The 13245-nt window shown below is 72.0% G+C and carries 13 protein-coding genes; 8 read left to right on the top strand and 5 right to left on the bottom strand.

What is annotated here, in order from left to right; translation table 11 throughout:
- Positions 1-214: 214 nt before the first annotated feature.
- Entirely contained in the window at positions 215-796 is a 582-nt protein-coding gene (locus tag AB0412_RS22805) for a hypothetical protein (RefSeq protein WP_366404397.1), read from the top strand.
- Between the two features lie 18 nt (positions 797-814).
- Here AB0412_RS22805 and AB0412_RS22800 read toward each other — a convergent pair whose 3' ends face one another.
- Both AB0412_RS22800 and AB0412_RS22795 read right to left on the bottom strand, forming a co-directional pair.
- Entirely contained in the window at positions 815-1921 is a 1107-nt protein-coding gene (locus tag AB0412_RS22800; protein WP_366404396.1) for an adenylate/guanylate cyclase domain-containing protein, read from the bottom strand.
- A 187-nt stretch (positions 1922-2108) separates the two neighbouring features.
- Positions 2109-2990: a biotin--[acetyl-CoA-carboxylase] ligase gene (locus AB0412_RS22795; RefSeq protein ID WP_366404395.1), complete on the bottom strand. Its 882-nt coding sequence runs from the start codon at positions 2988-2990 to the stop codon at positions 2109-2111.
- Positions 2991-3100: 110 nt separating this feature from the next.
- On the opposite strand from AB0412_RS22795, the gene AB0412_RS22790 reads away from it, so the two are divergent.
- The 4 genes from AB0412_RS22790 (at position 3101) to AB0412_RS22775 (ending at position 5854) form a co-directional block, all read left to right on the top strand.
- On the top strand, positions 3101-4690 hold the full coding sequence (locus AB0412_RS22790; protein ID WP_366404394.1) for an acyl-CoA carboxylase subunit beta: 1590 nt from the start codon (positions 3101-3103) through the stop codon (positions 4688-4690).
- A 9-nt stretch (positions 4691-4699) separates the two neighbouring features.
- The gene (locus tag AB0412_RS22785; RefSeq protein ID WP_366404393.1) at positions 4700-4909 is read left to right on the top strand and encodes an acyl-CoA carboxylase epsilon subunit; all 210 of its coding nucleotides are present in this window, start codon (positions 4700-4702) and stop codon (positions 4907-4909) included.
- A 111-nt stretch (positions 4910-5020) separates the two neighbouring features.
- On the top strand, positions 5021-5149 hold the full coding sequence (locus tag AB0412_RS22780; protein WP_366404392.1) for a hypothetical protein: 129 nt from the start codon (positions 5021-5023) through the stop codon (positions 5147-5149).
- Positions 5150-5233: 84 nt separating this feature from the next.
- Entirely contained in the window at positions 5234-5854 is a 621-nt protein-coding gene (locus tag AB0412_RS22775; protein WP_366404391.1) for a nucleoside triphosphate pyrophosphatase, read from the top strand.
- Here AB0412_RS22775 and AB0412_RS22770 read toward each other — a convergent pair.
- Positions 5823-6308 carry a hypothetical protein gene (locus AB0412_RS22770; protein ID WP_366404390.1) on the bottom strand — a complete coding sequence of 162 codons (486 nt, stop codon included), beginning with the start codon at positions 6306-6308 and terminating at the stop codon, positions 5823-5825. The genes AB0412_RS22775 and AB0412_RS22770 overlap by 32 nt on opposite strands.
- Positions 6309-6673: 365 nt before the next feature.
- Between AB0412_RS22770 and AB0412_RS22765 the strand changes: the two genes are divergently transcribed.
- Positions 6674-8449 (top strand): biotin carboxylase N-terminal domain-containing protein, encoded by a 1776-nt coding sequence (locus AB0412_RS22765; protein WP_366404389.1) that lies wholly within the window; start codon positions 6674-6676, stop codon positions 8447-8449.
- Between the two features lie 496 nt (positions 8450-8945).
- On the opposite strand, the gene AB0412_RS22760 is transcribed toward AB0412_RS22765, so the two are convergent.
- Positions 8946-9893, bottom strand: coding sequence for a DeoR/GlpR family DNA-binding transcription regulator (locus AB0412_RS22760; protein ID WP_366404388.1), 948 nt, complete (start codon positions 9891-9893; stop codon positions 8946-8948).
- A 112-nt stretch (positions 9894-10005) separates the two neighbouring features.
- The gene (locus AB0412_RS22755) at positions 10006-11454 is read right to left on the bottom strand and encodes an NAD(P)H-quinone dehydrogenase (protein ID WP_366404387.1); all 1449 of its coding nucleotides are present in this window, start codon (positions 11452-11454) and stop codon (positions 10006-10008) included.
- A 97-nt stretch (positions 11455-11551) separates the two neighbouring features.
- Here AB0412_RS22755 and AB0412_RS22750 point away from each other — a divergent pair, with 97 nt between their 5' ends.
- Complete coding sequence (locus AB0412_RS22750; protein WP_366404386.1) at positions 11552-11989, top strand: gamma-glutamylcyclotransferase; 438 nt, start codon at positions 11552-11554, stop codon at positions 11987-11989.
- A 93-nt stretch (positions 11990-12082) separates the two neighbouring features.
- Positions 12083-12907, top strand: coding sequence for a purine-nucleoside phosphorylase (locus AB0412_RS22745; RefSeq protein ID WP_366404385.1), 825 nt, complete (start codon positions 12083-12085; stop codon positions 12905-12907).
- The last annotated feature ends 338 nt before the right edge of the window (positions 12908-13245 follow it).

The raw sequence follows: 13245 nt of genomic DNA, 5'->3' as shown, positions 1-13245 counted from the left end.
GGGCACCACCCCGGAACCATCCGCGGCCACCACGCCGGAACCATCCGCGGGCCCGCCCCCGGAGCGATCCGCGGCCACCGCCCCGGAGCCGCCCGCGCGCACGACCCCGAAACCATCCGCGGGCACCACCCCGGAACCATCCGCGGCCACCACGCCGGAACCATCCGCGGGCCCGCCCCCGGAGCGATCCGCGGCCACCGCCCCGGAGCCGCCCGTGCGCACCGGCTTCACCACCCGCGTCCGGGGCCGCCACCGCAAGCCCCGCCATCACAAGGTCCTGCTGGCCGCCGGCGGCCTGGCCCTGGCCGCGGGTGCGATGAGTGTCGTACGCCTGGCCTCGGCCCCCGGCCCGGCGGACACCGCCATAGGCGCCGCGCCCGTCACCCCCGCCGTGACACCCAGCCCCGCCCCCACCGCCACCACCCCCGACAGGCCCACCCAGCAGCCCGCGAGACCGAACCCGAGCCCGAGCCCGACCTCCCCCACACCCCTGGGATCCCAGGACCCCACCCCGGTCGCGCAGGGCACGACGGAACCGCAGGCATCCGGGACGCCCGCCGGATCCGCAACCCCCCGCCCGACCACACCACCGCCCCCACCCCCGGCACCCCGGACGCCCCCACCAGCACAGGACCGCCCACCGGCACCGGAGCACCCCGCCCCACCGCAGCGCTCTTCGACACCACCGCAGCCCGCCCCGCCCGAGCACGACGACGCACCGGACGACGACGACAACCCGGGCCTGTGCGTACCGATCCTCGGCGTGTGCGTGAGCGGCCTCGGCCTGGGCGGCTGAGAACGGCGTGCCGGCCCGCTAGGGAGACGAGTCCCGCCGCGTCAGCAGCCAGGGCTCCACGACCCCCAGCCCACGCACCGGCCGCTGCCACATCGGCTGCAGGGCGAACCGGTACGTCGGCGGCTCCTCTCCCTCCTTCTCCGCGGCGGCGGCAGCCTCCGCCGCGGCGGCCTCGGAAGCGGGGGCGTCCCCGGTGCGGATCAGCTCCTCGGCGAACGCGGTGTCCACCAGCACGGCGTCCCGGGGCGCTATGGAGGTGAGCCGCGAGGCCAGATTCACCGTCGTACCGAACACATCACCCATCCGGGTGGTCACCGTGCCGAACGCCATGCCGACGCGCAGCTCCGGCATGGTCTCGTCGTTCGCCATGGTCTCGATCAGCCGCAGGGCGATCTCCGCGGCCGTCCCCGCGTCGTCGGCGGCGTACAGCACCTCGTCGCCCAGCGTCTTGATCAGCCGGCCTCCCCGCGCCGCGACGAGATCGGCGGCGGTGGTCTCGAAGGCCTCGACGAGCTCGCCGAGCTCCTCCTCCTCCATGCGCCGGGTGAGCCGCGTGAACCCCACCAGATCGGCGAAGGCGACCGCCAGCCGCCGGTCCACCATCTCCTCGTCGTCGGCGCCCTGCACCACGCGCCCGGCAGAGGCGGCGAGCTGCCGCCGCCACACGTACACGAGGAACTCCTCCAGCTCGGGCAGCAGCAGCTCGACGATCGGATACGTCACCTCGGTACGGGTCATCCCCGGCTCGGGCGGCTCAGTCAGCCCCTCCAGGAAGGAGTCGATCTGCCACTCCGCGAGCCGCGCCGTGGTCTGCCCGGTGGACCGCGCCACCTGCACCGCCATGGCCTCGCTCAGCAGCCCGGCCTCCACCAGACCGGCGAGACGCCGCAGCGCCAGCACATCCGCTTCCGTGAGCGCCTTGGCCTGCCCGACGTCGGCGAAACCCATCGCCCGCCAGAAGCGGGTCGCCAGCTCCATGGTGACGCCGGCACTGCGGGCCGCCTGAAAGGGGGTGTAACGGCGCTCGGCGCCCAGAATGAGCTGTTCGAGACGCAGAGCGAGCGGATCCTCACCGGTGTCGGCGCCCTGCGCGTCCGTGCCGGAACCCGAGTCGTCGACGGTCACGCGTTGCTGCCCTTCCGATCTGCCATGGCCATGTATCGACCGGCCACAACTCTACGGCAGGTGTGCGCCAGCTCACTCCGTTCGGTCGAGCCGAGGGGTGAGGTGAGGGGCGTGTGCCCGGCGGCGTTCGCGCGGGCGGCAGCGGATGCCGCCGGCCCGCCCCGGCGGCGTGCCGCCGCGCCCCGGCTCACTCCGCGGGGCGCAAGTGGACGATGTCTCCCGCGCCCACCGGCTCCCGCACCCCCTCCCCCGTGGCCAGCACCAGCCGCCCGTCGCCGTCCACGGCCACCGCCTCGCCCACCACGGCCCGGTCCCCCGGCAGCTCCGCCCGCACCGTCCGCCCCAGCGTCGCGCACCCCGCGGCGTACGCCTCCTGCAGACCGCACAGCCCCGCGTCGCCCCCCGCCGTACGCCACCGCCCGTACCAGTCCTCCAGCGACCGCAGCACCCCCCGCAGCAGCGTGTCCCGGTCCGTGCTCACCGCCCCGGCCAGCGCCAGCGATCCCGCGGTCGGCACCGGCAGCTCCTGCGCCCGCAGCGTGACGTTGATACCGACCCCGATGACCACACCGCCGTCGCCCGCGCGCTCCAGCAGGATGCCGCCCGCCTTGCGCTCCTCGCCCCCGACCTTCACCAGCAGGTCGTTCGGCCACTTCAGCGCCGTATCGACACCCGCCGCCCGTGCCAGACCCGCCGCCACCGCCACCCCGGTCAGCAACGGCAGCCACCCCCAGCGCGCCACCGGCACCTCCACGGGCTTCAGCAGCACGGAGAAGAACAGCCCCGACCGCGCCGGCGCGCTCCACTGGCGGTCCAGCCGCCCCCGCCCGGCGGTCTGCTCCTCCGCGACCAGCACGGCCCCTTCACCCGCCGTACCCGCCGCGGCCCGGTCCACCAGGTCGGAGTTCGTCGACCCGGTGCGCTGCACGACGTCCACGTCCGACCACAGGCCCCCCTCCCGGACGAGGCCCCGCCGCAGGGCGGCGGCGTTGAGCGGCGGCCGTTCCAGGTCGGACCACCGGCTGCTGCTGTGATCGCGGTCGTTCTCTGATGCATCTCGCGGCGTCATGCAAGCCACGATAGGTGTGGCAAACACCGCACTGCCGATGCCAAGGCACCCCACTACGCTACGGATGAGTAACCGTCCCCCCTTTTGAGCAGGCAGGGAGCCGCATCCCGATGTCCGAGCCGGAAGAGCAGCAGCCTGACATCCACACGACCGCGGGCAAGCTCGCGGATCTGAAGCGTCGTATCGAAGAGGCGACGCACGCCGGCTCCGCACGCGCCGTCGAGAAGCAGCATGCCAAGGGCAAGCTGACGGCCCGTGAGCGGATCGACCTCCTGCTCGACGAGGGTTCCTTCGTCGAACTGGACGAGTTCGCCCGGCACCGCTCCACCAACTTCGGCCTCGACGCCAACCGCCCCTACGGCGACGGCGTCGTCACCGGATACGGCACCGTCGACGGCCGCCCCGTCGCCGTCTTCTCCCAGGACTTCACCGTCTTCGGCGGAGCCCTCGGCGAGGTCTACGGCCAGAAGATCGTGAAGGTCATGGACTTCGCGCTGAAGACGGGCTGCCCGGTCATCGGCATCAACGACTCCGGCGGCGCCCGCATCCAGGAAGGCGTGGCCTCCCTCGGCGCCTACGGCGAGATCTTCCGCCGCAACACCCACGCCTCCGGCGTCATCCCCCAGATCTCCCTGGTGGTCGGCCCGTGCGCGGGCGGCGCGGTCTACTCGCCCGCCATCACCGACTTCACGATCATGGTCGACCAGACCAGCCACATGTTCATCACCGGCCCCGACGTCATCAAGACCGTCACCGGCGAGGACGTCGGCTTCGAGGAACTCGGCGGCGCCCGCACGCACAACACCGCTTCCGGCGTCGCCCACCACATGGCCGGCGACGAGAAGGACGCCATCGAGTACGTCAAGCAGCTGCTGAGCTACCTCCCCTCCAACAACCTCTCCGAGCCCCCGGTCTTCCCCGAGGAAGCCGACCTCACGATCACCGACGAGGACCGCGAGCTCGACGTCCTGGTCCCGGACTCGGCGAACCAGCCCTACGACATGCACACCGTCATCGAGCACGTCCTCGACGACGCCGAGTTCTTCGAGACCCAGCCGCTGTTCGCGCCGAACATCCTCACCGGCTTCGGCCGCGTCGAGGGCGCACCCGTCGGCATCGTCGCCAACCAGCCCATGCAGTTCGCCGGCTGCCTGGACATCCAGGCGAGCGAGAAGGCCGCCCGCTTCGTGCGCACCTGCGACGCCTTCAACATCCCCGTGCTCACCTTCGTCGACGTCCCCGGCTTCCTGCCCGGCGTCGACCAGGAACACGACGGCATCATCCGCCGCGGCGCCAAGCTGATCTACGCCTACGCCGAGGCCACCGTCCCGCTGATCACCGTCATCACCCGCAAGGCGTTCGGCGGCGCCTACGACGTCATGGGCTCCAAGCACCTCGGCGCCGACCTCAACCTGGCCTGGCCCACCGCCCAGATCGCCGTCATGGGCGCGCAGGGCGCGGTCAACATCCTGCACCGCCGCACCATCGCCGAATCGGACGACCCCGAGGCCGCCCGTGCCCGGCTGATGCAGGAGTACGAGGACACCCTCCTCAACCCCTACATCGCGGCCGAACGCGGCTACGTCGACGCGGTGATCATGCCGTCCGACACCCGCCGCCACATCGTCCGCGGCCTGCGTCAGCTGCGCACCAAGCGGGAATCCCTGCCCCCGAAGAAGCACGGCAACATCCCCCTGTAAGGAGCCGCTGTGACGATCAAGGTCGTACGGGGCAACCCGACCCCGGAGGAACTCGCCGCCGCCCTGGCGGTGGTGAGGGCCCGCGCCGCGGCGGCCGCCACCGAGCCGTCCGGCGCACCCACCCCCCGCGACGCGTGGTCCGACCCCTCCCGCATCGCGGCGAGCCACGTGCCGCACCCGGGCCCGGCGTCATGGACGCGCACTTACTGGCCGAGCTAGCTGCAGGATCCTCAGGGGCGCGGGGAACCGCGCACAGCAGAACAACACGGGGCGCCGATTTGAGTACGCCTACTCAGGCGCCCCGTACGGCCAAAGCCCCACGCTGGTGGCATGCTGTGGTCCGACCCCGAGAACGAGCCGCCCGAAGAACTGCGGGACACGCAGGAGATGCTGCGGCGGCTGGGCGTTCTCATGGCGCTGGCCATGGTCCTCGCGATGCTCGTGATCGGCGTGCGGTGAGGCGTCCCCGCGGGGCATCCGGGCGAGGGCGTCCAGGCGGGGCATCCGGGTGAGACCTCCGGGCGGCGCCGATACGCTGACCGCATGACAGATCAGCCGCGCCGCCGACTCGTGCTCGCCTCCCAGTCCCCCGCCCGGCTCGGACTGCTCCGCCAGGCCGGACTCGACCCCGAGGTGATCGTCAGCGGGGTCGACGAGGACGCCGTCACCGCGCCCACCCCGGCCGAACTGGCCCTCGCCCTCGCCGAGGCCAAGGCCTCCGTCGTCGCCGCCAAGCCCGAGGTCAAGGGCGCGCTCGTGATCGGCTGCGACTCGGTGCTGGAACTGGACGGCCAGGCCCTCGGCAAGCCCGCCGACGCCGAGGAGGCCACCGCGCGCTGGAAGTCCATGCGGGGCCGCGCCGGGGTCCTCCAGACCGGCCACTGCATCTACGACACCCTCAGCGGCCGGTACGCCTCCGCGACGGCCTCCACCGTGGTCCGCTTCGGCGACCCCACGGACGAGGAGATCGCCGCCTACGTCGCCTCGGGCGAGCCGCTGCACGTCGCGGGGGCGTTCACCCTGGACGGCCGCTCGGCCCCGTTCATCGACGGCATCGACGGCGACCACGGCAACGTCATCGGCATCAGCCTGCCGCTGGTGCGCAAGCTGCTGGCCGAGCTGGGCGTCGGCATCACCCAGTTGTGGGCGCCGCGGGAGGCGTGAGGGGGGACCCGTCGCCGCCGGTGTCGCCCTCGGGGGCGGCGTCGGCCGGCTCGGTGGGCTCGTCGGGGCGGTCGTACGTCATCAGCAGCAGCACGATGAGCGCGAGGACGACCACCATGAACAGGAACGCCGCCGGGCCCGTCAGCCCCCACGCGAACGCCCCCAGCAGGGCGTGCACCACCGCCGCGCTGATCAGCAGCACCCGGCCCAGCCCGGCGGGCGCGCGGTCGCGCACGGCGACCAGCAGGGCCACCAGGCCGCACAGCGCGAAGTAGAGCCCGAAGACGATCCCGCCGATCTTCGAGGACACCGACATCACGTCCGGGTCCAGGCCGGCCAGCGACATGTCCTGCCGGTCGACGACGACCCCGAGGAACCAGTTCACGGCGGCGATACCGAGCGCCTCGGCGAAGAGCACAATCGCCACGATCCACGCCACCGGTCTGCGCACCACCGGTCCCCACCCACTTCCGAGCACGACTGTGGTTACCCCGAGTATGTTCGGGCCGACGCGAACGCTACTAACGGGTAAACCTGGGGACAAGGGTTCCTGCGGGGGCAAAGAATCATTGGGCCATTCGTAGGGACTCCACAAAGAAACGAAGTGGGCCGCAGCACGCTCTCACAGAGACCTTGACCACACGGGGCCGCTAGGGTTTGCCGAGGGAGTCCTGCGTACCCGTGGTGCGACAAGGGATTTCGCGGGTCGAGCGAGCCTCGAATCACGCTCCGTGTGGGCAAGCTCACCATTGGGGACGGGTCGAAGTGCCGTGTCGGCAGTCCCTAAACTCGGCTTGTTTCAAGGAGGGAGCCTCAATCGTGCGCAAGGTGCTCATCGCCAACCGTGGCGAAATCGCTGTCCGCGTGGCCCGGGCCTGCCGGGACGCCGGAATCGCGAGCGTTGCCGTCTACGCCGACCCGGACCGGGACGCTCTGCATGTCCGCGCCGCGGATGAGGCGTTCGCCCTGGGCGGTGACACACCCGGGACCAGCTACCTCGACATCGAGAAGGTGCTGAAGGCGGCGCGCGAGTCGGGCGCGGACGCGATCCACCCCGGCTACGGGTTCCTGTCCGAGAACGCGGAGTTCGCGCAGGCCGTGCTGGACGCCGGCCTCATCTGGATCGGCCCGCCGCCGCAGGCCATCCGCGACCTGGGTGACAAGGTCGCCGCGCGGCACATCGCGCAGCGTGCGGGCGCCCCGCTGGTGGCCGGTACGCCGGACCCGGTGTCCGGCGCGGAGGAGGTCGTGGCCTTCGCCGAGGAGCACGGGCTGCCCATCGCGATCAAGGCCGCGTTCGGTGGTGGCGGCCGTGGTCTGAAGGTCGCGCGGACGCTGGAGGAAGTGCCCGAGCTGTACGACTCGGCGGTGCGTGAGGCGGTGGCCGCGTTCGGGCGCGGTGAGTGCTTCGTCGAGCGCTACCTGGACAAGCCGCGGCACGTGGAGACGCAGTGCCTGGCGGACAAGTACGGCAACGTGGTCGTGGTCTCCACGCGTGACTGCTCGCTGCAGCGGCGGCACCAGAAGCTGGTCGAGGAGGCGCCGGCGCCGTTCCTCTCCGAGGCGCAGGTGGCCGAGCTGTACCGGGCGTCGAAGGCGATCCTGAAGGAGGCCGGGTACGTCGGTGCCGGCACCGTGGAGTTCCTGGTGGGCGCGGACGGCACGATCTCCTTCCTGGAGGTCAACACGCGTCTGCAGGTGGAGCACCCGGTGACCGAGGAGGTCGCGGGGATCGACCTGGTGCGGGAGATGTTCCGCATCGCCGACGGTGAGGAGCTGGGTTACGACGACCCGGTGCTGCGGGGGCACTCGTTCGAGTTCCGCATCAACGGTGAGGACCCGGGGCGCAACTTCCTGCCGGCGCCGGGGACGGTGACGAAGTTCGACCCGCCGTCGGGGCCGGGTGTGCGGCTGGACGCCGGTGTGGAGTCGGGGTCGGTGATCGGGCCGGCGTGGGACTCGCTGCTGGCGAAGCTGATCGTGACGGGGCGTACGCGTAAGGAGGCGCTGGAGCGCGCGGCGCGTGCGCTGGCGGAGTTCCAGGTCGAGGGCATGGCGACCGCGATCCCGTTCCACCGCGCGGTGGTGACCGACCCGGCGTTCGCGCCGGAGCTGACGGGGTCCACGGATCCGTTCACGGTGCACACGCGGTGGATCGAGACGGAGTTCGTCAACGAGATCAAGCCGTTCGCTGCGCCGGCGGATGCCGCGGATGCGGAGGACGAGGCGGGCCGGGAGACGGTCGTCGTCGAGGTCGGCGGCAAGCGGCTGGAGGTCTCGCTGCCGGCGTCGCTGGGGATGTCGCTGGCGCGTACGGGGCTGGCGGCCGGTGCGAAGCCGAAGCGGCGGGCGGCGAAGAAGTCCGGTCCGGTCGCGTCGGGTGACACGCTGGCGTCGCCGATGCAGGGGACCATCGTCAAGATCGCCGTGGAGGAGGGCCAGGAGGTCAAGGAAGGTGACCTGGTCGTCGTCCTGGAGGCGATGAAGATGGAGCAGCCGCTGAACGCGCACAAGTCCGGCACGATCAAGGGGCTGAGCGCGGTGGTGGGCGCGTCGGTGACGTCGGGCGCGCCGATCTGCGAGATCAAGGACTGAAAGGACTGAGAGGCTGGGCACGGGCGCTCCGCGGGGAGCGGGGCGCCTGCGGCTCCGGTGGGGGTGCGCGTCTTATGCCTGCGGCGCCACCGCGGCTTCGGTGGGGGCTTGTGTAGCGCCTACGGCCGGTGGGTGAGTCGGGGCCGGGGCGGTGGTGTCCGTCCTCGGTCTGGCGCGAAATCGGTCGCTCGAAGGGGCACTGGCGCGGACGCGCCAGCCGCTGCGGGCAGACACCACCGCCCCGTCCCCTCCCCGCCGCGGGCGTCCGCGACACGCCCACCCTCCGTCGCGGGTGACCCGCCGCGGGCGGCTATCTGCGTAGCTGCGGACGCAGCGGGCGGCCGATGCCGTCCATCCCGCGGGCAGTCGTGCCGCTGGGGCGGCACGGGGGGGCGCGGACGGCACCCGTTGGCGCCGGGCTGCGCAATCCAGCCCCGGCCAGCCGCAACGCCGGTCAGTACGCGACGCCGGTCAGCTCAACGTCCGGCCCGCCAACCTAGCGCCTGCGTAGGTCCGCGACCCTCGCGCGTTCGTTGCCCTGGGGCTCCGTCAGGGTCACCGCCGATCGCAGGCCGCCAGGGCCCTGCCGGCGCGGGCCCGGTAGGGGGACGTCACGGCGTTGTGGGCGGGACGGAGGGCTCTCCCCCCCCGAGTTCGTCGCACCCCCCGGCGCCACCGCGATCTGTACGCCCTGGTCGGCCAGCGCCTGCAACTCGGTGGCCGCTCGGTCGTCGTGGGCCGGAGGCTCGTCGGTGACCAGCCGGGTGATGAGGTCCGTCGGCACCGTCTGGAACATGGTGTCCGTGCCCAGCTTCGTGTGGTCCGCCAGGACCACCACCTCCGAGGCGGCCTGCACCAGCGCCCTGTCCACGCTCGCGGAGAGCATGTTGGAGGTCGAAAGGCCCCGCTCGGCCGTCAGACCGCTGCCCGAGAGGAAGGCGCGGGAGACGCGCAGGCCCTGGAGGGACTGTTCGGCTCCGCTGCCCACCAGCGCGTAGTTCGACCCGCGGAGCGTGCCGCCGGTCATCACGACCTCCACCCGGTTGGCGTGGGCCAACGCCTGGGCCACCAGCAGGGAGTTGGTGACGACCGTCAGGCCGGGGACCCGGGCCAGACGGCGGGCCAGTTCCTGGGTGGTCGTGCCCGCGCCGACCACGATGGCCTCGCCCTCTTCCACGAAGTTCGCGGCGAGGTCGGCGATGGCGGTCTTCTCGGCGGTCGCGAGATGGGACTTCTGCGGAAAGCCGGATTCTCGCGTGAATCCGCCCGGCAGTACCGCACCGCCGTGCCGGCGGTCGAGGAGTCCTTCTGCCTCCAGCGCGCGCACGTCCCGCCGTACGGTCACTTCGGAGGTCTGGACGACGCGGGCGAGCTCACGGAGCGACACTGCCCCGTTCGCTCGCACCATTTCGAGGATCAATTGGCGACGTTCTGCAGCGAACACGAAACTGACAGTAATGCCAGCGACCGTCTGCTTTCAGCAGTTTGCGCTGAATAGCAGAAGTTGTTCGCAGCGGGTGAGACCAAGTGGTATAAGGGCGGCACCCTGTCTGGGTTTACGCCTCCGCGCCCGTCTTGCGGGTGTGCAACTGCCGTGCCACCTCGGCGATCGAGCCGGACAGGGACGGGTACACGGTGAAGGCGTTCGCGATCTGCTCGACCGTCAGATTGTTGTCGACCGCGATCGAGATGGGGTGGATCAGTTCCGAGGCGCGGGGGGCCACGACCACTCCGCCGACGACGATGCCCGTGCCGGGGCGGCAGAAGATCTTGACGAAGCCGTCGCGGATGCCCTGCATCTTGGCGCGCGGGTTGCGCAGCAGCGGCAGCTTCACGACCCGTGCGTCGATCTTGCCGGCGTCGACGTCGGCCTGGGTGTAGCCGACGGTGGCGATCTCCGGGTCGGTGAAGACGTTGGAGGAGACCGTCTTGAGGTTCAGCGGGGCCACCGCGTCGCCGAGGAAGTGGTACATGGCGATACGTCCCTGCATCGCGGCCACGGACGCGAGCGCGAAGACGCCGGTGACGTCGCCGGCGGCGTAGACGCCGGGAGCGGTCGTGCGGGAGACCTTGTCGGTCCAGATGTGGCCCGACTCGCGCAGCTTCACCCCCGCCTCCTCCAGGCCCATGCCGGCGGAGTTGGGGATGGCGCCGACGGCCATCAGGCAGTGCGAGCCGGTGATGACCCGCCCGTCGGCGAGCGTGACCTCCACCCGGTCCCCGACCCGCTTGGCGGACTGGGCGCGGGAGCGGGCCATGACGTTCATGCCGCGCCGGCGGAAGACGTCCTCGAGGACGGCGGCGGCGTCCGGGTCCTCGCCCGGCAGCACCCGGTCACGCGACGACACGAGGGTGACCTTGGAGCCGAGGGCCTGGTAGGCGCCGGCGAACTCGGCGCCGGTCACACCGGAGCCGACCACGATGAGTTCCTCGGGGAGCTCGGTCAGGTCGTACACCTGGGTCCAGTTGAGAATGCGCTCGCCGTCGGGCCGGGCGTCCGGCAGTTCCCGCGGATGCCCGCCGGTCGCGATGAGCACCGCGTCGGCGACGAGCGTCTCCTCGCTGCCGTCGGCGGCGCGCACGACGACCTTGCGCGACCCGTCGAGCGCCTGCATGCCCTCCAGACGGCCCCGCCCGCGCATGACCCGTGCCCCGGCCCGCGTCACGGACGCGGTGATGTCGTGCGACTGGGCCAGTGCCAGCCGCTTCACACGCCGGTTGACCTTGCCGAGGTCCACACCGACCACGCGGGCGGCCTGCTCGATGTGCGGGGTGTCGTCGGCGACGATGATGCCCAGCTCCTCGTAGGAGGAGTCGAAGGTGGTCATCACCTCGGCCGTGGCGATCAGAGTCTTGGACGGCACGCAGTCGGTGAGCACCGACGCCCCGCCCAGACCGTCGGCGTCGACGACGGTCACCTCCGCGCCGAGCTGCGCGGCGACCAGCGCCGCTTCGTATCCGCCGGGTCCGCCACCGATGATCACGATCCGAGTCACGTACTCCATTGTCCCGCACACTTCACCGTGCGACCGCCCCGGGGCCCGACCCGTGGCCCCCCTGTTACCGGAGTGGCCCGCGGGGCGGCTGCCGTACCCTTCCCCCATGTCGCTCTATGCCGCCTACGCCGGCAACCTCGACGCCCGGCTGATGTCCCGCCGCGCACCGCACTCGCCGCTGCGCGCCACCGGCTGGCTGAACGGGTGGCGGCTGACCTTCGGGGGCGAGCACATGGGCTGGGACGGCGCACTGGCGACGCTCGTCGAGGATCCGCTGGCCCAGGTCTTCGTCGCGCTCTACGACATCGCGCCGATGGATGAGGACTCCCTGGACCGCTGGGAGGGCGTGGGCCTGCAGATCTACCGCCGCACCCGGGTCCGGATCCACACCCTGGACGGCGAGGAGACCGCCTGGACGTACGTCCTCAACTCCTACGAGGGCGGCCTCCCCTCGGCGCGCTACCTGGGCGAGATCGCCGACGCGGCGGAGTCGGCGGGCGCCCCGCACGACTACGTGATGGAGCTCCGCAAGCGCCCCTGCTGACCGCGTTTTCGTCGAAAACGACAAGACAACGAACGCCAACCCATCACCTCCGACATCTACGCGCGTAGGCGAAGACGGGTTACTCTCATTCGCGTGAACGCTTCTCTTCTTCCGGACGACCTCCAGGGCGACCCGTACGCCGCAGCCGACGCCGCCGCAGCGCGCCTGCGTGAACTCACGGGCGCCGAGACCCACGACGTCGCCCTCGTGATGGGCTCCGGCTGGGCGCCGGCGGTGGACGCACTGGGCGAGCCCGAGGCCGACCTCCAGGTCACCGAGCTGCCCGGCTTCCCGCCGCCCGCGGTCGAGGGCCACGGTGGCAGGGTCCGCTCGTACCGCATCGGCGCGAAGCGTGCCCTGGTCTTCCTGGGCCGCACGCACTTCTACGAGGGCCGCGGTGTCGCCGCCGTCGCCCACGGCGTCCGCACCGCCGTCGCCGCCGGCGCGAAGACGATCGTCCTGACCAACGGCTGCGGCGGCCTGCGCGAGGGCATGCGCCCCGGCCAGCCGGTCCTGATCAGCGACCACATCAACCTCACCGCCACCTCCCCCATCGTCGGCGCCAACTTCGTCGACCTGACCGACCTCTACTCCCCGCGCCTGCGCGCCCTGTGCAAGGAGGTCGACCCCACGCTGGAGGAGGGCGTCTACGCCCAGTTCCCCGGCCCGCACTACGAGACGCCGGCCGAGATCCGCATGGCCCGCGTCATCGGCGCGGACCTGGTCGGCATGTCGACGGTCCTGGAGGCCATCGCCGCGCGTGAGGCGGGCGCGGAGGTCCTGGGCATCTCCCTGGTCACCAACCTGGCCGCCGGCATGACGGGCGAGCCCCTGAACCACGAGGAGGTCCTCCAGGCAGGCCGCGACAGCGCCACCAGGATGGGCTCCCTCCTGACCCAGGTGCTGGGCCGCCTGTAACCACCGACACGGTGCGGTTCACCAGGGGTACCTGAACCTGGTGACCAGCAACGTTGCACCTGTCACCGACGTCGGGGCTGGGCGGGGGCCTGTGTCGCTCGCCCGCGCCGGCGGGGTGCCGCTGCGCCCACCCTCCCCCATCGCCCCAGCGGCACGACTGCCCGCAGCCAGGGCTAGAACGCCGACCCGCAGCCGCGCACGACGCGCAAACACAGCGGACCGGGGGCGCGGCGCGGACGCCCGCGGCGGGGAGGGGACGGGGCGGTGGTGTCCGCCCGCAGCGGCTGGCGCGTCAACACCCCCGCTTCTCGAGTCGACCGATTCCGCGCCAGACCGAG

The sequence above is a fragment of the Streptomyces sp. NPDC052012 genome (assembly GCF_040689265.1).
GTDB lineage: Bacteria > Actinomycetota > Actinomycetes > Streptomycetales > Streptomycetaceae > Streptomyces.
The sequence above is the reverse complement of the archived record's forward strand: the minus strand, read 5'-3'. Positions and strand labels throughout refer to the sequence as shown.